The sequence below is a fragment of the Enterococcus sp. E4-150 genome (assembly GCF_035726465.1).
GTDB lineage: Bacteria > Bacillota > Bacilli > Lactobacillales > Enterococcaceae > Enterococcus_B > Enterococcus_B faecium.
In genome coordinates this window covers 102,723-124,188 of record NZ_JAPRGK010000005.1, presented here as the reverse complement: position 1 = coordinate 124,188, position 21,466 = coordinate 102,723, and the positions used below count along the sequence as shown (strand labels likewise).

19 protein-coding genes and 1 other annotated feature are annotated in these 21,466 nt (G+C 38.5%); of the genes, 17 read left to right on the top strand and 2 right to left on the bottom strand.

The features are described 5' to 3' along the window. Positions 1–35 precede the first annotated feature (35 nt). From trxA to OZ002_RS06245, 5 genes are all read left to right on the top strand, one after another. Positions 36–350 (top strand): thioredoxin, encoded by a 315-nt coding sequence (gene trxA, locus OZ002_RS06265; protein ID WP_002290803.1) that lies wholly within the window; start codon positions 36–38, stop codon positions 348–350. 181 nt (positions 351–531) lie between these two features. Then, the gene (gene uvrC, locus OZ002_RS06260; protein ID WP_002295090.1) at positions 532–2,310 is read left to right on the top strand and encodes an excinuclease ABC subunit UvrC; all 1,779 of its coding nucleotides are present in this window, start codon (positions 532–534) and stop codon (positions 2,308–2,310) included. A gap of 144 nt (positions 2,311–2,454) precedes the next feature. Next, positions 2,455–3,354, top strand: a complete 900-nt coding sequence (locus tag OZ002_RS06255) for an ABC transporter ATP-binding protein (RefSeq protein ID WP_002295091.1) — start codon at positions 2,455–2,457, stop codon at positions 3,352–3,354. After that, a complete protein-coding gene (locus tag OZ002_RS06250) occupies positions 3,347–4,609 on the top strand; it encodes an ABC transporter permease (RefSeq protein ID WP_002296456.1) in 1,263 nt (420 codons plus the stop codon). Before OZ002_RS06255 ends, OZ002_RS06250 begins: the two co-directional genes overlap by 8 nt. Before the next feature lie 160 nt (positions 4,610–4,769). Continuing rightward, on the top strand, positions 4,770–6,668 hold the full coding sequence (locus OZ002_RS06245; protein ID WP_002295093.1) for a fructose-bisphosphatase class III: 1,899 nt from the start codon (positions 4,770–4,772) through the stop codon (positions 6,666–6,668). Positions 6,669–6,997: 329 nt separating this feature from the next. Here the strand turns inward: OZ002_RS06245 and OZ002_RS06240 are convergent, their stop codons facing one another. Then, positions 6,998–7,717, bottom strand: coding sequence for a gamma-glutamyl-gamma-aminobutyrate hydrolase family protein (locus tag OZ002_RS06240; protein WP_325082929.1), 720 nt, complete (start codon positions 7,715–7,717; stop codon positions 6,998–7,000). 189 nt (positions 7,718–7,906) lie between these two features. Next, positions 7,907–7,954 (top strand) — a sequence feature (sodium ion sensor (DUF1646 type); this cis-regulatory element may regulate processes involved in with the transportation of sodium ions). Positions 7,955–8,053: 99 nt separating this feature from the next. Between OZ002_RS06240 and OZ002_RS06235 the strand changes: the two genes are divergently transcribed. The 10 genes from OZ002_RS06235 to OZ002_RS06190 are packed head-to-tail and all read left to right on the top strand — an operon-like array spanning position 8,054 to position 17,971. Next, positions 8,054–8,386: a hypothetical protein gene (locus tag OZ002_RS06235; protein WP_002349065.1), complete on the top strand. Its 333-nt coding sequence runs from the start codon at positions 8,054–8,056 to the stop codon at positions 8,384–8,386. After that, the gene (locus OZ002_RS06230) at positions 8,373–10,376 is read left to right on the top strand and encodes a V-type ATP synthase subunit I (RefSeq protein WP_002295096.1); all 2,004 of its coding nucleotides are present in this window, start codon (positions 8,373–8,375) and stop codon (positions 10,374–10,376) included. Before OZ002_RS06235 ends, OZ002_RS06230 begins: the two co-directional genes overlap by 14 nt. 18 nt (positions 10,377–10,394) lie before the next feature. Then, positions 10,395–10,865: a V-type ATP synthase subunit K gene (locus OZ002_RS06225; RefSeq protein WP_002292848.1), complete on the top strand. Its 471-nt coding sequence runs from the start codon at positions 10,395–10,397 to the stop codon at positions 10,863–10,865. Between the two features lie 20 nt (positions 10,866–10,885). Further along, positions 10,886–11,470, top strand: coding sequence for a V-type sodium ATP synthase subunit E (locus tag OZ002_RS06220; RefSeq protein WP_002295097.1), 585 nt, complete (start codon positions 10,886–10,888; stop codon positions 11,468–11,470). Between the two features lie 14 nt (positions 11,471–11,484). Continuing rightward, entirely contained in the window at positions 11,485–12,471 is a 987-nt protein-coding gene (locus tag OZ002_RS06215; RefSeq protein WP_002295099.1) for a V-type ATPase subunit, read from the top strand. Beyond that, positions 12,461–12,772 (top strand): V-type ATP synthase subunit F, encoded by a 312-nt coding sequence (locus OZ002_RS06210; protein ID WP_002292844.1) that lies wholly within the window; start codon positions 12,461–12,463, stop codon positions 12,770–12,772. Before OZ002_RS06215 ends, OZ002_RS06210 begins: the two co-directional genes overlap by 11 nt. Before the next feature lie 21 nt (positions 12,773–12,793). Next, on the top strand, positions 12,794–14,575 hold the full coding sequence (locus tag OZ002_RS06205) for a V-type ATP synthase subunit A (RefSeq protein ID WP_002295101.1): 1,782 nt from the start codon (positions 12,794–12,796) through the stop codon (positions 14,573–14,575). Further along, positions 14,568–15,944: a V-type ATP synthase subunit B gene (locus tag OZ002_RS06200; protein WP_002292842.1), complete on the top strand. Its 1,377-nt coding sequence runs from the start codon at positions 14,568–14,570 to the stop codon at positions 15,942–15,944. The genes OZ002_RS06205 and OZ002_RS06200 overlap by 8 nt, the downstream gene beginning before the upstream one ends. A gap of 6 nt (positions 15,945–15,950) precedes the next feature. Then, positions 15,951–16,586, top strand: a complete 636-nt coding sequence (locus OZ002_RS06195) for a V-type ATP synthase subunit D (protein ID WP_002295103.1) — start codon at positions 15,951–15,953, stop codon at positions 16,584–16,586. Positions 16,587–16,615: 29 nt separating this feature from the next. Next, on the top strand, positions 16,616–17,971 hold the full coding sequence (locus tag OZ002_RS06190; protein ID WP_002295106.1) for a TrkH family potassium uptake protein: 1,356 nt from the start codon (positions 16,616–16,618) through the stop codon (positions 17,969–17,971). Between the two features lie 191 nt (positions 17,972–18,162). Here OZ002_RS06190 and OZ002_RS06185 read toward each other — a convergent pair whose 3' ends face one another. Beyond that, entirely contained in the window at positions 18,163–19,557 is a 1,395-nt protein-coding gene (locus OZ002_RS06185; RefSeq protein ID WP_002296450.1) for an aminotransferase-like domain-containing protein, read from the bottom strand. Between the two features lie 91 nt (positions 19,558–19,648). Here OZ002_RS06185 and OZ002_RS06180 point away from each other — a divergent pair, with 91 nt between their 5' ends. Together OZ002_RS06180 and OZ002_RS06175 are read left to right on the top strand one after the other, a co-directional pair. Further along, positions 19,649–20,620 carry an ornithine cyclodeaminase family protein gene (locus OZ002_RS06180; RefSeq protein WP_002296449.1) on the top strand — a complete coding sequence of 324 codons (972 nt, stop codon included), beginning with the start codon at positions 19,649–19,651 and terminating at the stop codon, positions 20,618–20,620. Continuing rightward, positions 20,617–21,399, top strand: coding sequence for a PhzF family phenazine biosynthesis protein (locus tag OZ002_RS06175; RefSeq protein WP_002295114.1), 783 nt, complete (start codon positions 20,617–20,619; stop codon positions 21,397–21,399). Before OZ002_RS06180 ends, OZ002_RS06175 begins: the two co-directional genes overlap by 4 nt. Positions 21,400–21,466 lie beyond the last annotated feature (67 nt).

Sequence of the window (21,466 nt, the reverse complement as noted above, 5' to 3'; positions counted from 1 at the left end):
ACTAGTCATAGATTTTAAAAATGGAGGTCTTTGATATGTCACAAGTAATTACAGATAAGACATTTAATGAAGAAACAGATAAAGGACTTGTATTGATTGATTTTTGGGCAACTTGGTGTGGTCCATGTCGTATGCAAGCACCGATTTTGGATCAGTTGGAACAAGAATATGATGAAGAAGAATTCAGAATTGCTAAAATGGATGTGGATGAAAATCCAGAAACTCCTCAACAATTCGGTATCATGAGCATTCCAACATTAATGTTGAAAAAAGATGGTCAAGTAGTAGAAAAAGCTGTTGGTGTTCATTCAAAAGAACAACTACGTCAAATGATCGATCAATATTTATAAAAACTTACAGCAAAAATAAGCTGAGGGTGGGACTGAATCCAGTTCCGTCCTCGGTTTTTTTGCGGTTGAGTTAAGGTTATTCAAATTAATATTTTTTGAGTATAATTACGTTGTCAGGCTGGATTGCTTTTTTGACAGACATGCTATAATAACTTTAATTGAATATGAAGGGGAGTACCAGATGAACGAACGAATCAAAAACAAATTAGCTTTACTTCCTGATCAGCCCGGCTGTTACTTGATGAAAGATAAAAATGGAACGATCATTTATGTCGGCAAAGCCAAAATATTAAAAAATCGTGTCCGCTCATATTTTACTGGTAGCCATAATACGAAAACGGAACGGCTTGTTAGTGAAATCGAAGACTTTGAATACATCGTTACAGAATCGAATATCGAAGCATTGCTCTTAGAGATCAATCTGATAAAGAAAAATGATCCTAAATACAACATTATGTTAAAGGATGATAAAACCTATCCTTTCCTTAAGATAACGAATGAAAAATATCCCCGTTTGGTGATTACTCGTAAGGTACTAAAAGACAAAGCACTGTATTTTGGACCATATCCCGATGTCGGTGCGGCGAATGAGACAAAGAAGATCCTCGATCGATTATTTCCTCTGAGAAAATGCAAACCTAGTCAGACGAAGGAGCCTTGTCTTTACTATCATTTGGGACAATGTCTGTGTCCTTATTATTTCGACGTAGATCCGAAAGTCTATACGAAAATCGTTGATGAAGTGAAAAACTTTTTAAACGGAGGACACGAAAAAATCGAGTCAGAGATCCATCAGAAAATGGAAAAAGCTGCTGAAAACATGGAGTTTGAAAAAGCTGCAGAATACCGAGACCAGATCCGTGCCATTGAGACAATCATGACTCGCCAAAAAATGACAAATACTGATTTACTGGATCGAGATGTATTTGGTTATGCGATTGATAAAGGATGGATGTGTGTCCAAGTGTTTTTCGTAAGACAAGGAAAGCTAATTGAACGAGATGTTTCAATGTTTCCTTTCTATAACGAAGCAGAAGAAGATTTCTTGACTTACCTCGGTCAGTTTTATCAGGAAAATGAGCATTTCATTCCTAAAGAAGTCTTGATTCCTGATACGATCGACAAGCCCAGTGTAGAAGCTTTGTTAGCTACGAAAGTGCTGCAACCAAAACGAGGAGAAAAGAAAAAATTAGTTGAATTGGCGAGTAAGAATGCCTCAGTTGCTTTGAATGAACGGTTTGATCTGATTGCCAGAAAACAGGAACGGACGATCGGAGCAGTTGAACGTTTAGGAAACGCGATGAATATCCCGACCCCAATACGTATCGAGTCTTTTGATAACTCTAATATCATGGGGACGAATCCTGTGGCTGCGATGGTCGTATTCATTGATGGAAAACCGGCAAGAAAAGAATATCGGAAATATAAAATAAAAACAGTCAACGGACCGGATGATTATGCATCAATGAGAGAAGTCATCTATCGCAGATATTCGCGAGTGATTCGCGAAGGGTTGCCTTTACCTGATTTGATCTTGATCGATGGAGGAAAAGGACAAGTAGATGTGGCAAAAGATGTCTTAGAAAATCAATTAGGAATCGATATTCCTATTGCTGGCATGGCAAAAAACGATAAACATAAAACAAATGAGTTGCTATTCGGTACAGATTTGGCTGTAGTACCGCTTGAGCGAAATTCACCAGAGTTTTTCTTACTCCAGCGAATCCAAGATGAAGTCCATCGATTCGCAATCACTTTCCATCGGCAGCTACGCAGTAAAAACAGTTTTGCTTCCCGATTAGATGAAATTGAAGGGTTAGGACCAAAACGAAAAAAAATGCTGCTTAAAGAGTTCAAATCGTTGAAAAATATCACAGCAGCCACGACAGAAGAATTACAAGAAATCGGACTGCCGAAAAATGTCGCACAAAACGTATTTGATAAATTACATCAGGAATGAGGAAAGGGCACTTTACAAAGAAAGTAAAGTGTCCTATCATTTTATGTACAACAAAAAGAGCGTTTACGTTTTGTTGGTAAATAATAAATCGCTTACGTCTGGTGTCTAAGGATATATGTGATTTCTTGAAGAAGGAGTGAAGAAATGTTAGAAGTCAAGGATCTTGTTAAAACTTTTGGGAACTACACAGCTGTCGATCATGTCTCTTTCCAAATCCCCGATGGAAAAATCATGGGGCTAATTGGCCAAAACGGGGCTGGGAAGACAACGACTTTTCGTTTGATCTTGGATTTTTTGACACAAGACCAAGGAGAAGTGTTATGGAATGGCCATCATCTTGGGGAGAAAGATTATGATGTCATCGGTTATCTTCCGGAGGAACGGGGACTTTATCCGAAAGTAACGATTCAAGACCAACTGCTTTATTTTGCAGAACTTAGAGGGAAATCAAGAAAAGAGATTGAACCAAAAATCGACTTTTGGATGGAAAAATTTCAGGTAAAAGGGAAAAAGACGGATAAAGTAAAATCTTTGTCTAAAGGAAATCAGCAAAAAGTCCAGCTGATCGCCACGTTAATCCATGAACCTAAATTGATCATTTTGGATGAGCCATTCAGCGGGTTAGATCCGGTAAATGCTGAATTGCTAAAAGATGGAATATTGGAATTGAAAAAACATGGTTCATGTGTCATTTTTTCTAGCCACAATATGGATAATGTAGAAAAAATCTGCGATCATTTGATCATGTTGCGAAACGGAAAAATGGTTTTGAATGGAAAAGTACATGAGATTCGTGAATCATTTGGCCGTACGAAGTTATTCTTGGAATCTGGTTTAAGCCAACAGGAAGTAGAAGAAATCGAAGGCGTGAAAAAAGTGATCCTTCATGAAGACAATACGTTAGAGATTACCTTAGAAGATCCTGAAGCTGGGAAAGAAATCTTTACTCGTGCGACTCAGTTCGGCTACATTCCTATGTTTAACCAGCAACCGCCAACTTTGGAAGAGATTTTCAAATTGAAAGCAGGTGAAATCGATGCGTAAGTTTTGGATTATTACCAAAGATGTCTATTTAAAAAATGTTAAGTCGATTTCTTTCTTGATCATGATATTAGTCCCTTTTATCATGCTGGGTATCATTTATGTAGCAGGAAACTTTGCTCAACAAAATAGTGATGTCAATAAAATCGGCGTATTGGCTGATAATGAGCAAATCAGTCAGCAAATGAGCCAAGTCAAAACAGATGATTTTGAGTTCAAAGCAGTTGATTCTGAAGAAAAAGCACAAAAAGAGCTTTCGGAAGAAAAAATCGATGCGTATTTAGTAGTCTCAACTGAGAATGATAAGATAAATGGGATGCTTTATAGCGAAAATTCATTAGGACAAAGTACACAACTACTGATACAACAACAACTGACTGGCTTGCAATCGATGCTTCGAGCGAGTCAATTAGGCATTTCACCAGAAGAAGTAGCTAGCTTGAGCCAACAAGCAAGTTTGACTCGACAAAAAGTCAATTTTGATTCAAAAGGAAAAATGACAGTCGGAGAAGATAACTCGACAGTCCAATACGTCGTAAGTTATGTAGCAACGATTGTCTTGTTCATTATTATTTTGACGTATGCGCAGATCATTGCACAAGAGATCGCTTCTGAAAAAGGCACGCGGATCATGGAAGTGATCCTGTCCAGTACGACTGCACAAAAGCATTTTTACGGAAAATTAACAGGTGTTTTACTTGTTGCATTAACGCAAATGGCATTATACGGTATTATTTTTGGTATAGGATACAGTCAATTCAAAGATATGGAAATGGTCAAAAATATATTAGACGGTATCTCATTGGATAACTTGATTGGACCATTCTTGTGGTATTCTCTTCTATTCATGATCTTTGGCATTTTGATTTTTTCTGTTTTAGCAGCTTTATGTGGCTCTTTGGTCAACAAAGCAGAAGATACAGCAAAAGCAATTTTGCCAGTGACTTATCTATCTCTAGGCGGATACATGCTTGGATTGATACTAGGAGCTTCAGATCCAAACAATATCGTTATTCGGATCACTTCGTATATTCCATTCTTATCTTCATATATTATGCCGGTTCGCTTAGCAAATGAGACAGTCGGTATGGGTGGAGCATTGATTTCCTTGTTGGTACTTGTAGCCGTAACATTCTTATTGATGATCTTGTCTGCAAACATGTACAAATCGAATGTACTCGTTTATAGCGAAGGCGGATTATGGAGTTCATTGAAACAATCGATTTCAATTATGAGGAATGAACGAAAAAAAGCATAAAACAATCCTAAAATACAGAAGGAAGCTGGACATCTATTGTTCCCAGCTTCTTTTTGTATAGACCTATTTTATTTATTTTACTATATTGGATATATATTCATTGAAAATAGTGTATAACAACTTTATAATATTGAGTATACCAATTTTTGGAGGCGTTTTAATGGACCGTTATTTAGATTTACTTTCAGAAAAATTCCCCTCAACGGAGGATGTCATCACGGAAATCATCAATCTCGAAGCAATTTTGCAGCTTCCAAAAGGAACAGAGTTATTTTTGAGTGATATACATGGCGAATTTCCTGCTTTTGATCATATTCTGCGTATCGGTTCAGGAAATCTTAAAGAAAAGATCAAAGACCTTTTTTCTGAACAAATGACGGAAACGGATATCAGCCAATTCACTATTTTTACGGCTTATCCAGAATATGCATTAACGACTGATTGGTACAAAGAACAAGATAAATCGCAGCTGATCCATCATTTGATCGATCTTTTACGGTTTACGACAGTCAAATATACCCGGTCAAAAGTTCGAAAAGGATTGCCGAAAGAATATAGCTATATCATTGAGGAACTCTTGTATATCGATGACCGTATCAATGGAAAAAAAGACTATGTAAAAAAAATCATTGAACAACTTGTTTTGATGAAGGAAGAAGAAAAATTTTTAACGAAACTTGCACAGACGATCCAAAAATCTGTCATCGATCATTTGCATATCGTTGGAGATATTTTTGACCGAGGAACTCAAGCAGCCAAAGTGATGGATCGAATCATGGATTTTTCTTCTGTAGATATCCAATGGGGAAATCATGATATTTTGTGGATTGGTGCGTATTGCGGCTCTGAGGCATGTTTACTGACACTTTTACGGATTGCAGCACGCTATAATTATTTATTTGAATTAGAGAAAGAATATGGGTTGAATTTACGTCCATTGTTTTCTTTTGCTCATCAAACTTATCAGAAGAATCCAGTATTTGCGCCTAAAAACAGTAAAAATCTATCCGAAAGAGAGCAAGAAGAATTAGAAAAAATCCATCAGGCACTTTCTATCCTTCAATTCAAATCAGAACATCAGTTATTGGATCGTCGACCTGAATTTAAAATGGACGATCGTAAATTGCTGGAAAAAATCGACTATGAAGCATCAACGATTGATTTAGAAGGTCAGCTCTATGAGTTGAAAGGAACTTGTTTTCAAACGATCCAGCCAGATGATCCAAAAAAATTCTTGGAAGAGGAACAAAAAGTGATTGATAGTTTGATGTATTCATTCCAGCACTCTTTGAGAATGCAAAAACATATGACGTTTTTGATCGAAAAAGGGGGAATGTATCTCACGAACAATCAGCATGTGCTGTTTCATGGCTGTATACCTGTAGACGAGAAGGGACAGCTCTTAGCATTTGAATTAGACCAATCTTATCGCGGAAAAGAACTGCTGGGCTTTTTTGAAAAACAGATAACTGAAAGCGCAAAAGATCTGACTGCAAAAGAAGATTTAGCAACCGATTTGATTTGGTATGCGTGGAGTGGGCCATTTTCGCCTTTATTCGGCAAGAGTAAAATGGCGACTTTTGAACGTTATTTTCTCACAGAGCCTCATACGCACGTCGAGAAAAGCAATCCTTATTATCACTTGCGAGATGAAGAGTGGTTCAGTGAAAAAATTTTAGCAGAATTCGACACAAAAGAAGAAGGGTCAGCAATCATTAATGGGCACACGCCAGTAAAAGTAAAAAAAGGGGAGTCACCGATCAAAGCAAATGGAAAAGTATTTGTCATTGACGGAGGTTTATCCAAAGCTTATCAAAAAACGACAGGAATTGCCGGTTATTCACTATTATGCAATTCTTATGGTTTCCAAATCGTGACACATTATCCGTTTTTGCCTATTGAACAACAATTTGCAAAAAAATCCGACCAAACAAATGTGAAAAAAGTAATCGAACAGCAACTACCACGCAAACTCAATCGTGATACAACAAAAGGTATGGAACTGCAGCAGCAGATTACCCAGCTCAAAAGGCTGTTGGACTATCGAAAGGACGATTGAGAAGAATTCCAGTGAACATTGTTCCATAGACTGGAGACTGAGACAAAAGTCGTGTCGCAGTCTCTTTTTCCGGATAAACGGTGTTCTTCTGCCAACTCCTCGGTCACAAGTCACACTATTCAACAAACATGAAAAGCTGTTTTTTGAAATTGCTCCTTGTGACTCAGAGTTGAACGGCAGGCTCACGACCTCTTGGTATAAACGGTGTTCAAAAGCCAGTTTCTCGGTATTAAGCCAAATTTATGCAAAAATGTGAAAAGCCATTTTCACAAAATTTTTCTTAATACTCGAAACTAAACAGCTTTTTCACAACCCCCTCAGAAAGTCTATTAAAATTCATTCACAAAGAAATCGAATAAGCGCTGTTCAGATGGATGTACACGGTGGGTAAGTTCCGGATGCCATTGAACACCGAGGATTTTATGCATATCATCTTTGCTTTGAACCGCTTCAACGAGTCCATCGTTAGAAAAAGCGATGGCTTTTAATAAAGGTGAAAGATCTTTGACTGCCTGATGATGGTAAGAATTCACAAAATATGGATCGGGGAGAAGGTTGCTTAACAAACTGTCTGAAACAATCTTGACTTCGTGAGTCGTAAATTGCGGGGCAGTGGGCTGTTGTTCATGTTTTACTGACCACTTTGGATATAATGAAAGATCTTGATAAAGTGTACCTTCCAAAACGACATTCAATAGTTGGAGTCCCCGGCAGACTGCAAAAATTGGTTTTCTTTGTTTCAATGCTTCCAAGATCAGTGCCTGTTCAAATTGGTCTCGTTGAATATTTGTTTCCGTTAGCTTTGGATGAGGATCTTCCATGTAAAGTTGTGGACTGACATCTTGACCACCTGCAAGAATAAGTTTGTCGATTTGTCCAATCAGTTGAGGAGCTGAATCTGGAGACATGACTGGCAGAATAAGAGGCAATCCTTGAGCATCTAAAACTGCATCCACGAATCCTTGCGGTGTATAGCTCACTTGATTTCCTTGGAAAGTATCTATTGCTCGAATCAGTTGATTTCCGGCAATGCCGATGATTGGTTTCATTTGTATTCCCCCTAAAGTAGACTTATTGTAACAAGGATTTAAAAAAAATTAAACTATGTAAGACTTGCCCCTATACTTATCTGTTCTTGCTGTGTTACTATCTGTAAAGAGAAATTTCGTGTGAAATTCATGACGATAGTTGAAAATATTGCTTAATTTGTTATAATAAAAAGTAAGCAGAAATAAAAAGGTTGGGCGTAAGCTTCAAGGATCTAGTTCTTCAAGGGGTGAGAAGGACATTTTATTGAAGGGGCCTGCCTATACTAAGTTATCTTTAGAGGTACATACTTTCAATGAAAAAAGAAAGCATGTACCTCTTTTTTAAATCGAAAGGAAGTGAAGCAAGTGTTAGAAGCTTTGGAACAAATCCGAAAAGCAGAAGAAGAAAATGAAAAGCGTGCTCAAACACTGCGGCAGCAGCTGAAGATCTATGCAACAGAAAAAGAGCAGGAATTGGAAACGATCCAAACAAACTATCGACAACAACTAAAACAGTTGGTGGAAGAAAAAGAACAATTTGAAATACAAGAATTAGAAAAAGAAAAAATGAAATTGAAAGCAGAAGCAGACAAGGTGCAAGCAACTTTGAAAGATCAATATCAAAAGCATCAGAGTCAAGCGATCGGTGCGATCATTGAAAGGGTGAAAGAAACTTATGGCCGTCACTAAGATGGAAAAAGTGACCCTCATTTCAGATAAAAGAAATCAGGAGAGGATTTTACAAGCAGTACAAGGAATCCAAAACGTTGAAATCCGGGATCTGTATCAAAATAGAACAAACAACCAGTGGGTGGAGAAGTATTTTCCAGATACCACGATTATTGATAAAGAAGCAAAATTAAGCGCTTTAGGTAATCGGTTGAAAGACATCCAAGAAGCTATCCAATTCATACAACACCACGGCGATAGCCGTCAAAAGAAACTCCATTTGAAACGTCAAGAACTTTCCTTACAAGATTTGGAAGCCAATTATTCCGAAGAAAATTTCATAAATAAATTGAAAGAAGTCCTTGATTTAAAAGAAAAGTGGGAACAACTAACTGAAGAACGTGATCGTTTAGAAGAAGAGGAAGAATGGCTTCTTCATTGGCAACAGCTGGATATTGCTCCAAGTATGTATGCAAGTAAGACGACCATTTTTGAGATGGGGACTGTGAGTGCAGCAAATTTTGAAAGTTTCAAGGAAGAACTGAGTAAGCTTGATGACGTTTATATGGAAGAAATAGATTATACGCCAAAACAAGTTTATCTTTCGTATGTTGCTTTAAAAAAATCAGTTGCTGTTATAGAAGAAATTGCTGGGAAATACGGGTTCAATAAAGAAACGTATCCTTATGAACAAAATCCTAAAGAAAAACTGCAAGAGACCAAGCAGCAATTATCCATTGTTCACGAGCAGCAAAAGAAGATAACGACAGCGTTAGGTCAGTGCAGTGGCTATATCCAAGAATTTGAATGGGTAGAAGAAGTCACACTTGCCGTTGCAGAACGAGAAAAAATAAAAGAACGGTTTATCCATGCGACTTATCTGATCGTTTTGCAAGGTTGGGTAGATGCAGAAGAAAAACAGAATTTGCTGCATGTGTTAAACGAAACCGTATCAGAAGAAGATATATACGTCAGTTTCGAAACACCAAACTCAGAAGAGATTCAGCAGGAAGTCCCTACTAAATTGAAAAACCATCCGCTTGTCGAACCTTTTGAATTGCTGACTGAAATGTACAGTCTGCCAAAATATGAAGAAGTAGATCCAACACCTTGGATGACACCATTTTATCTTGTCTTCTTCGGGATGATGGTCGCAGATGTTGGTTATGGTTTGCTGATGCTCATTGGGACAATACTAGCTCAAAAACTACTTGTTCTACCACGCGGGATGAAACGTTTCGTAAAATTCTTTGAGATTCTCTCGATACCATCGATCATCTGGGGATTGATCTACAGTTCATTTTTCGGACAGTCATTACCAAAAGAACTGTTTGGCATCCGCTTGCCTTTCCCAATCCTATCTACGACGGATGACGTCAATACGATTTTGATTTTATCCGTGATTTTCGGTCTGATACAGATTTTGGTTGGATTATTTGTGGCAGCAAAGGAAAATATCAGGAGAAAAGATTACTTGAGTGCTGTCAGTGATGGATTTGCCTGGCAAGGGATCCTAATTGGGATCGTTATTGCGTTGGTTGGTGCCATGTTGATAAAAAATACAGCATTTGTTTACCTTGGCGCTGGGCTATCGATCATTGCTGCCTTATGTATCTTGATCGTTCCGATTATCCAAACGCCGTCTAAAGTCAAAGGTGCTGCCAAAGGTGCGTATAATCTTTACGGACTGACCGGCTATATCGGTGATTTAGTCAGTTATACACGTTTGATGGCATTGGGTATTTCAGGCGGAAGTATTGGAGCGGCATTCAATATGCTAGTTGCTTTCATGCCGCCAGCTGCTCGATTCAGTGTAGGGATCCTTTTGATCATCGCTTTACACGCACTGAATATGTTTTTGACACTGCTAAGTGCCTATGTCCATGGCGCACGATTGCAGTATGTCGAATTTTTTGGGAAGTTTTATACAGGAGGCGGACGTGCCTTTGATCCGCTGAAAACGGCGGAAAAATACGTCAACATCAATCACAAGAAAAAAAACAATAAATAATTGGAGGATTTTTATATAATGATGGATTACTTAATTAGTCAAAATGGTGGAATGGTATTTGCGGTATTAGCGATGGCAACAGCGACGATTTTTTCAGGGATCGGTTCAGCTAAAGGTGTTGGAATGACAGGTGAGGCAGCAGCAGCATTGACAACAAGTCAACCCGAAAAATTCGGGCAGGCTCTGATTCTGCAATTGCTTCCAGGTACGCAAGGTTTGTATGGATTCGTTATTGCCTTTTTGATTTTTATCAACTTAGGAAATGACATGTCAGTTGTACAAGGACTGAACTTTCTAGGTGCTTCTCTGCCGATTGCTTTTACAGGCTTGTTTTCAGGTATTGCCCAAGGAAAAGTCGCAGCGGCAGGTATTCAAATTTTAGCGAAAAAACCTGAACATGCTACAAAAGGAATCATTTTTGCTGCGATGGTTGAAACATACGCGATTTTAGGTTTCGTTATTTCCTTCCTATTAGTGTTGAATGCCTAAGCATAAAGGAGGAAAAGCAGATGAACGCCATTGAAAAAATCATCTCTCAGATGAACGAAGCAGCAGAGCAGGAAAGAGCGGCGTTAGAACAAGAAGAGCGAATGAAGATCGATCAAAACTTTGAACAAAAACGTACGCAAGTTGAAACAGAACATCAAAAACAAAAAGAAAAACAAATCGAATTACTCGAAAAAAAATACCGTCAGCTAAGGAATCGCCAGCAAGTAGAAGTACGACAAGAAAATTTGAATGCGAAGCAGGAATTTTTAAGACGATTGTTTGCAGATGCGGTAACTGAAATGGAAAATTGGGATGAATCTGAACAAATCCAGTTTATCAAAAATGCATTGTATTCATTACCTTTGACAGGAAAAGTAGCATTCATTGCTGGAGAAAAATCAGCAGCCTATCTTTCTCAGACGTTGTTGGATGAATGGAACAATGAACTTCCCTTTATGATGGTTTTAAGTGATGAAACTGTTGCTGATCAAGCGGGTTTTCTGATAAACGATCAAGGAGTTCAGTATAATTTTCTTTTCAGCAGCCTTGTACAAGATATCCAAGGAACGATGAGTTTTGAGATTGCCAATCAATTATTCGAATAAGGAGGGATCAGTGTATGGAATACCACGAACTAAATCCCTTGATTCGCGGAAGAGAGCTTGAACTTTTGTCCAATGAGACATTTGAACGGATGATTCAAACAAATTCTGTCGAAGCACTTGGTGAAATATTGAAATCCACGATTTACAGTCCATATATTTATGACGGATATGAATATGACTTCGAACAGAATCTTTTAAAGGAGCAGAGCCGTCTATTTCGCTGGTTAAAGGAATCAGCACCGGAGCCTGAAATCGTTTGGATCTATACGATGCGTTATACTTTCCATAATCTGAAGGTTTTGACAAAAGCTGAGATGACAAATCAAAATCTGGACCATTTGTATATCGACGATGGATTTTATTCATTAGAAACCTTGAAGGATGCCATTCATACGCAAGTTTCAAATGAACTTCCTGAAAGCATTATGGACAGTATACGAGAAGTACGTGATTATTTTGAAGAGTCTACCATTCTTCAGGGAATTGACGTGATTTATGATCGACAGTTTTTGACAGAGCAGCGACGGCTTGCCGATAAGCTAGGATATCAAGAATTGCTGACAGAAGTCATTGCTTTTATTGACTTGACCAATATCACAACGATGGCTCGAGGAATATTGCAGAAAAGAACATATGGGTTCATGACGACGGTACTTTCCAGCTCGGGAAGTATCGAAAAAGAAGTATTTTTGAACTTTGTAGATAAAGATATGGAAGATTACACGAATTTTCTATTAGAGACAGATTATGCTGATTTTCTGCGCCCTGTCATCCGTGAGGGAAATATTGATCTCGTAAAGCTTGAACAGTTGAAAGATGATTATCTAAGTTCATTGTATCAAGAAGCACAAACCCAGGCTTTCGGACCACTGCCACTACTAGCCTTTTTGAACGCAAAAGAGGTAGAAAGCAAAAACCTTCGTTTACTGGTTATCGGCAAAAGAAGCCATTTCGAATCAGAAACAATCAGAAAGCGGGTGAGACAAGTCTATGACGCATAAGATCGGTGTAGTTGGCGACAAAGATTCTGTTTTGCCATTCAAATTGTTTGGCTTTGATGTTCGTTATGGTACAACCAAGCAAACCGTTCGTCAGGCAATTGAAGAAATGGCAAAGAATGAGTATGGCGTGATTTATGTCACAGAGCAATGTGCAGCATTGAGCCCAGAAACGATCGAACGTTACAAGGAACAAATGATACCTGCTATCGTATTGATTCCCAATCATCAAGGATCATTAGGGATAGGGCTGGAAGAAATTCAAAAAAACGTAGAAAAAGCAGTAGGTCAAAATATCTTATAGTATGAAAAGGAGATAGAAATTTTGCAAATTGGAAAAATCATAAAAGTCTCCGGACCTCTTGTAATGGCTGAGAACATGTCTGATGCCAGTATCCAAGACATGTGTCTAGTGGGAGATCTAGGAGTTATCGGAGAAATTATCGAGATGCGTGGCGATGTGGCGTCTATTCAAGTATATGAAGAGACTTCTGGAATTGGTCCAGGCGAACCGGTTCGCTCTACTGGTGAAGCTTTATCTGTTGAATTAGGACCAGGGATCATTTCACAAATGTTTGACGGAATCCAACGGCCATTAGATACCTTTATGGAAATCACACAAAGTAATTTCTTAGGGCGCGGAGTTCAATTGCCCGCATTGGACCATGAGAAAAAATGGTGGTTCGAACCAACAGTAGAAGCCGGAGAAACGGTGAGTGCTGGAGATGTTATCGGGATCGTAGAAGAAACAAAAGTTATAAAACATAAAATCATGGTGCCAAATGGGATAAAAGGAACGATCAAAACAATCGAAAAAGGTTCATTCACTATTGATGAAACAGTATGTGTCATTGAAACCGAAAATGGTGACAAAAATTTGACGATGCTTCAAAAATGGCCAGTAAGACGTAGTCGGCCAATCAAAGAAAAATTAAACCCGGATGCACCCATGATCACTGGACAGCGAGTGATTGATACATTCTTCCCAGTGACAAAAGGAGGAGCAGCAGCTGTACCTGGTCCTTTTGGTGCAGGGAAAACAGTCGTTCAGCATCAAATTGCAAAATGGGCCGATGTGGACATGGTTGTCTATGTGGGATGTGGCGAGCGTGGAAATGAGATGACGGATGTTTTAAATGAATTCCCTGAATTGATTGACCCTAATACAGGAGAATCGTTGATGGAACGTACGGTATTGATTGCTAATACATCAAACATGCCAGTAGCAGCTCGAGAAGCTTCTATCTATACGGGAATCACAATTGCGGAATATTTCCGTGACATGGGTTATGACGTTGCTATCATGGCAGACTCCACTTCACGATGGGCAGAAGCACTTCGTGAGATGAGCGGACGTTTGGAAGAAATGCCTGGTGATGAAGGTTATCCAGCTTATCTTGGTTCACGGCTTGCGGAATACTATGAACGATCTGGAAGAGTCATTGCATTAGGATCAGAAGGTCGCGAAGGAAGTATAACCGCAATCAGTGCTGTATCCCCGTCTGGAGGGGATATTTCGGAACCAGTCACACAAAATACATTGCGGGTCGTAAAAGTATTCTGGGGTCTTGATTCCAGTTTAGCCCAAAAAAGACATTTTCCTTCGATCGATTGGATACAAAGCTATTCTCTTTATTCAACAGAAGTAGGGAAGTATATGGATCATATCCTTCAAGCTGACTGGGCATCCATGGTCACCGAGGGCATGCGTATTTTGCAGGAAGAACAGCAGCTGAATGAAATCGTGCGTTTGGTAGGGATTGATTCCCTTTCAGATAATGACCGTCTGACATTAGAAGTGGCAAAATCCATTCGTGAAGATTATTTGCAGCAAAATGCTTTTGATGATGTCGATACATTCACTTCAAGAGAGAAACAATTCAAAATGTTGAAGATGATCTTGACCTTTGGTGAAGAAGGACGCCGTGCGTTGTCGTTAGGTGCTTATTTAAGTGAGATCATGGACGGTACCGTATCGATTCGTGAAAGGATCGGACGAAGCAAATATATCCCGGAAACAGAATTAGAAAAACTAGATCAAATTATTGGTGAAATCAAGCAAACGATGCAAACGATCGTTTCAGAAGGAGGCATGAGCAATGATTAAAGAATATCGTACGATCGGTGAAGTCGTCGGTCCATTGATGGCGGTTGAAAAAGTTGCTGGTGTCAAATATGAAGAATTAATCGAAGTCCGTATGCAAAATGGCGAGATTCGTCGTGGACAAGTATTGGAAGTCCAAGAAGATAAAGCAATGGTCCAAATATTCGAAGGAACAAGTGGTATCAATTTACGTGACTCTTCTGTACGATTTTTAGGCCATCCTTTAGAACTAGGTGTATCGGAAGACATGATCGGTCGAGTATTCGATGGTTTGGGACGACCGAAAGATAACGGACCAGAGATCCTGCCTGAAAAGCATTTGGATATTAACGGAGAAGTAATCAATCCAGTAGCTCGGGATTATCCAGATGAGTTTATCCAAACAGGTATCTCTGCAATCGATCATTTGAATACATTAGTTCGTGGGCAAAAATTACCAGTATTTTCTGGCTCTGGTCTTCCTCATAAAGAATTAGCTGCTCAGATCGCGCGACAAGCAACGGTACTCGATTCATCAGATGATTTCGCCGTAGTCTTTGCTGCTATTGGAATCACTTTTGAAGAAGCTGAATTTTTCATGGAAGATTTTCGTCAAACGGGCGCAATCGACCGTTCTGTCATGTTTATGAATTTAGCAAACGACCCTGCAATCGAACGTATCGCTACTCCTCGTATGGCTTTGACTGCTGCAGAATATCTTGCTTATGAAAAGGGAATGCATGTTTTGGTTATCATGACAGACATGACCAACTATGCAGAGGCATTGCGAGAGATTTCTGCAGCACGGCGAGAAGTTCCAGGAAGAAGAGGATATCCTGGGTATCTTTACACGAACTTAGCTACTTTATTCGAACGAGCAGGAAGAATCCGCGGACTAAAAGGATCGGTTACTCAAATTCCGATTCTAACAATGCCAGAAGACGATAAAACTCATCCAATCCCTGACTTGACTGGTTATATTACAGAAGGACAGATCATCTTGACTAGAGAGCTTTACAAGAGTGGGATTCAGCCACCAATTGATGTACTCCCGTCTCTTTCGCGGTTAAAAGATAAGGGAACTGGACCCGGAAAGACAAGAGAAGACCATGCAGCTACGATGAATCAGCTTTTTGCAGCCTATGCACAAGGAAAACAGGCAAAAGAATTAGCCGTAGTTTTAGGTGAATCTGCTTTATCTGATGTAGACAAGATCTATGCGAAGTTTGCTGAGCGGTTTGAAAAAGAATATGTCAATCAAGGATTCTACACGAACCGTTCGATTACTGAAACACTTGATCTAGGGTGGGAACTGCTATCGATGTTGCCAAGAACCGAATTAAAACGAATCAAAGACGACATGCTGGACAAATATCTGCCAGAAGGGAAGTGAGTTCTGATGGCACGATTGAATGTGAATCCGACCCGCATGGAATTGACTCGATTGAAAAAACAGTTGACAACTGCCACAAGAGGGCATAAATTATTAAAAGATAAGCAAGATGAACTGATGCGTCAATTCATCCTGTTGATTCGAAAGAACAACCAGCTGCGTCAAGAAATGGAAGAGTCTATGACAGAAGCAATGTCTGATTTTGTATTGGCAAATGCTTCGATCACGGAACCTTTCATCGAAGAATTATTTGTTTTGCCGGCGGAAAACGTTGATTTGTCTATCGTAGACAAAAATATCATGAGTGTAAAAGTACCTGTGATGAATTTTGAATATGATGAACAGCTGACAGACACACCTTTGGAATACGGGTATTTGAATTCCAGTGCCGAACTGGATCGGTCAATCGATCGGTTTACTACCCTGCTTCCAAAACTTTTGGAACTGACAGAAATCGAAAAAACTTGTCAACTGATGGCGAGTGAAATCGAAAAGACACGTCGGCGAGTCAATGCATTAGAATATATGACGATCCCTCAATTAGAAGAAACGATCTATTATATTCGTATGAAGCTGGAAGAAAACGAGCGCGCAGAAGTAACAAGGTTGATCAAAGTAAAAAATATGGGTACCACTGACTAAGTGGTATCTTTTTTTAAAAGAGGAAAACGATGATTAAACAAAGCAAACAAATAAAGAAACGTTTGCCGGCTGTTCAGCTTCTCGCATTAGGATTTTTTCTCCTGATTTTAGTTGGCGGCGGCCTACTTACCCTACCATTTTTTAGTAATAGTGGGCATGGGACAAATTTTATCGATGCGCTTTTCACTGCAACTTCTGCTGTCTGTGTAACGGGATTGACAACATTGAATACAGCAGAGCATTGGAACAGTGCTGGTCAATTTTTGATCATGCTTTTGATTGAGATCGGCGGTCTTGGTTTTATGATGGTTCCGATTCTATGCTTTGCATTGATAAAGAAGAAAGTCAGTCTCAGCACACGTATTATATTAAAAGAAGCGCTGAATCTAGAAGAAGTATCAGGTGTGATGAAGCTCATGCTTTACATCCTAAAATTGGCCTTTGTGATCCAATTGATTGGTACGGTTGCTTTATCTTTTGTATTTGTGCCTGAATTTGGCTGGTTGAAAGGTATCTGGTACAGTTTGTTCCATGCAATCTCTAGTTTTTGTAATGCAGGGTTTGATTTGTTAGGAGACAGTTTAGCCAATCACCAGCAAAATGTTTATTTGATCATGGTGGTATCTGCTTTGATCATTTCTGGTGGGTTAGGCTTCATCGTATGGCGTGATTTACTGGAATATCATCAGAAAAAGAAGATGACGATTCATTCAAAAATCGCATTAACCGTTACAGGTACCCTTTTATTAGGCGGATTCGTTGTGTTCTTTTTCACAGAGCGCAATGGGGCAACGCTAGTGGAAGGGAATATGTTTCAACGATTGGCAAACACCTTTTTTATGAGTGTGACACCTAGAACGGCTGGATATTATTCAGTTGATTACCTCCATATGAGCCATGCAGGTCTGATTTTAACGATGTTTTTGATGTACATCGGCGGAACATCTGGGTCGACGGCCGGCGGATTGAAAACAACTACGTTAGGTGTGTTGCTGATCCAGATGCGTTCGATGTTGAAAGGACGTACGAGAGCGGAAGCATTTGGCCGTACCATCCGACAAGGCGCAGTGTTGCGGGCACTTACTTTATTTTTTGTTACGTTGACGTTGTGTGTAGTCGCCATCATGATTTTATCGGTGACTGAAACGATACCTAAAACTTCTGGCATCGAATATATTGCTTTTGAGGTCTTCTCTGCGTTTGGTACAGTAGGTCTTACGATGGGATTGACGCCAGACTTGACTGCAATAGGGAAATTGATCATTATAGCGCTTATGTACATTGGACGAGTTGGTGTATTGACTGTGGTCTTCTCTCTGATGACAAAAGCACAAAGAACACAATCAAAATACAAATATCCAGAAGAAAGTGTCATGATTGGATAATTTCATCTTCTGACAGAAACCTAGTGATTTAGTAAAATAAGAAAATAAAATAATTTTTCTTGCTTCTTGGATACTTTAAGTGCAAAATGTTCGTTTATTTTTTGAGGCACTACCCGTTGTTGAACCTCGGGTAGTGCCTCTTTTTTATTGAAAGGAATCAATAAGATTTGATTCCTTTATTTATCAATAGGTTATAATTCATATTTTTTTATTTTTTCTTTTACGATACTTAGTCCAGAAGCTAAAATTTCAAGGTTATTAGAGGATAGGGAAATTCGAACGAATGCATCTGGTTGCGCACGTGTAGTAAAGCGTCTGGAATGATAAAGTCGGATACCGTTAGCAAGAAAGTCATTCTCAATTATCTTAGGGTCAATCTCAGGATCAACTGGAAGAATTCGATAGTAAGGGACACGATTCGTTGGTTTTTCTACTTTGAAAAGAGAATCAAAAAGCTGATTGGCTCTTTTTGTAAGACTTAATTTAGTTTCTAAGATCCTATTTGCTTCATTTGAATGGAGGATTTGAGTGATGACTTCCACATCTAATCCAGAAGTTTTCACATTTATATTAAAAATTGCTTGTTCTATCTTGCTTTGGACATGTACTGGAACTACAAGATAAGCAACTCGCAATCCAGAACAAATAAATTTTGTCATTCCAGCTAAGTAGATTGTTTGGTTAGGTAATAAATTTTGGAAAGGAGGAATGATCGTATGTTGATAGTAAGTTGTTAAAAATGAATGGATATCATCTTCAATAACCCATAGACCTTCTTTTTCAATCACTTCGGCTAATTGCTCTCGTCTTTTGTGAGAGATTTGAAACCCTATAGGATTATTACAAGAAGGCATAAGAAAGACACCATGAATCTTCTTTTTTCTACATTCCTGAATCAATATATCAGGTCGCATTCCTTGCTCGTCAAAATCAATTGGAACGATCTCTAAATGATATAACTGAGCCAATTCAATGAAATTAGCGTATGTATATCGGTCTGTTGCTATTCTATCACCTGGAGAGAAAAGTGCAGAAAGTGTGATAGCCAATCCATTTTGAACACCGGAAACAATAGATAGAGATTCTAAGGACGGAATGACTCCTTGAGTTTTTAACCAATTTGCTGCAGTAGTCAATTGAAAATTTGTGCCTTTGGGATCTTGGTAATTAAGCAAACCAACAAGATTTGGGTTATTACTAGTTGATTGAATAAACGGGACAACGAATTTATTACATTCTTCAAAAGAACTAACCAGACCAAAATCAATGATATGTTCGGTTACTTCATTGGTAGAGATGGTGATGGACTCAAAGACATTGGGAGAAATAAATGTGCCACTTCCAATATTCGTATACAGCAAACCTTTCTCAATTCCATATTTATAAGCCTTGCCAACGGTAGTAAAATTTAAATCTAAATAATCAGCTAGCTCTCTTTGGGAGGGTAACTGAGTGTTTTTCTGTAATTTATTCTTTAAAATATCTTGTTCTAATTGTTGAATCAACGATCGATAATAAGGACGCTTCAATTTTTGTTTGTCTGGTCGCCAAGTTAACGGGTAATTGTCATAAGAATTAATAGGCATTTTCTCCACTCCTTAAAATTGTATACCATACAATTTTACCATTGATTGTATTGATTTTAGAAGTTAATCTTTTGTGAGGAGGGAATTGTCTATGAAAATTATTAATTTTGAGGAAGTAGTAGCTTCTTTTAGTTTTGAAGAAGCGATTCAAGTAATGAAAAAATGTTTTTTTGATTATGAAAGTGGTAAAATCAGCCAAAATCCTCGATTGGTGGAAATTTTACCTGACGGAAAAGGCAAAAATATGTTTGCGATGATGCCTGCTTATTTGGGGGAGAACAGATATTTTGGCACAAAAGTCATTACCGCTTTTCCGGATAATCATCAGTATCATTTACCTTCTCATTTAGGAGAGATTTTCTTGTTTGATGCTCAAAACGGACTACCCAAAGCATTGATAAACGCAAATGCAGTCACCTGGATTCGAACAGCTGCTGTATCTGCGCTGGCAACAGATTACTTAGCAAATCCGCATGCAGAAACACTTGCTTTAATTGGAGCTGGTCAACAAGCATTGTCGCATTTGACTGCGATTTCTACCATTCGTCCCATCACTACAGTGTTTGTTTACGATATTTTAGAAGAAAGACGAAATACTTTTATCGCTAAAGCTAAAAAACAGTATCCTAAAATAACGTTTATAAATGCAATATCAGTAGAAGATGCAGTACGTCCAGCGGAAATCATTTGTACGTTGACCTCTAGTAAAGAGGCATTTCTTCAAAAAGAGTGGGTAAGGGAAGACGCACATATCAATGCTGTGGGCACATTTACTCCTGATACAAGAGAGATAAGTACATCGTTGATGGAAACTTCTCAAATCTATGTAGATGATTACTCAGCTGCCTTAACAGAAAGCGGGGACCTGCTTATAGCCATGGCAGAAGGAGATTTAGAGGAATCTTGTATTGTTGGTACATTAGGCGAATTAGTTTCTGAGAAAAAAACATTTTATAAAGGAGAATCGAGGCCGACGATTTTCGACGCAGTTGGTCTAGCTATTGAAGATCTTTGTTGTGCAGAATATATTTATAACAAATTAGAGAAAGGGGCTTTAAAATGAACTTAGATTATTACGTAGTTGATGCATTTGCAGATGAGGTGTTCAAAGGAAATCCAGCAGCGGTTTATGTGCTAGAAGAATGGCTGCCAGAAGGTACGATGCAAAAAATTGCCATTGAAAACAATTTATCTGAAACAGCATTTACAGTGAAGAAAAACCAAGAATTTGAGCTTAGATGGTTTACGCCAGATCGAGAAATCGATCTTTGTGGTCACGCGACATTAGCAACAGCATTTGTTTTATTTAACTATTACAAAATACCTGATGAAACGATTAAATTTTCTACTCAAAGCGGTAATCTATTTGTGACAAGAATTAAAGATTATTATTACATGGATTTTCCTAGTATTATGCCGAAAAAAGTGCCGATATTGTCTGAATATGAAGAAGCGATTGGGGCTAAGATTAAAGAAGCCTACTTAGCACGTGATTTATTTTTCGTATTAGAAGATGAAAAAACGGTGGCTAAATTGCAGCCAGATTTTACAGCTATCAAAAATTTTGAATTAGGAATAGGAGTCATCGTGACAGCAGAAAGTGTGCAAAAAGACTTTGTTTCTAGAACCTTCTTTCCAAAATTAACAATCAATGAAGATCCAGTATGTGGATCAGCACATTCTAATCTTATTCCTTATTGGGCAGAAAGAATGAATAAAACAAAATTGTCAGCTTATCAAATGTCATCAAGGGGCGGGGATCTAGAATGTGAATTAAAAGAAGATCGTGTGATAATAGGAGGAAAAGCAGTTTTGTTTTCTAAAGGTACCTCGTTTATTTGATTTCTTTCAAATGAATTAAAAATAAATTGGTGGAGAGTGGCAACCTTATAGCTACAATGGTTGTTAA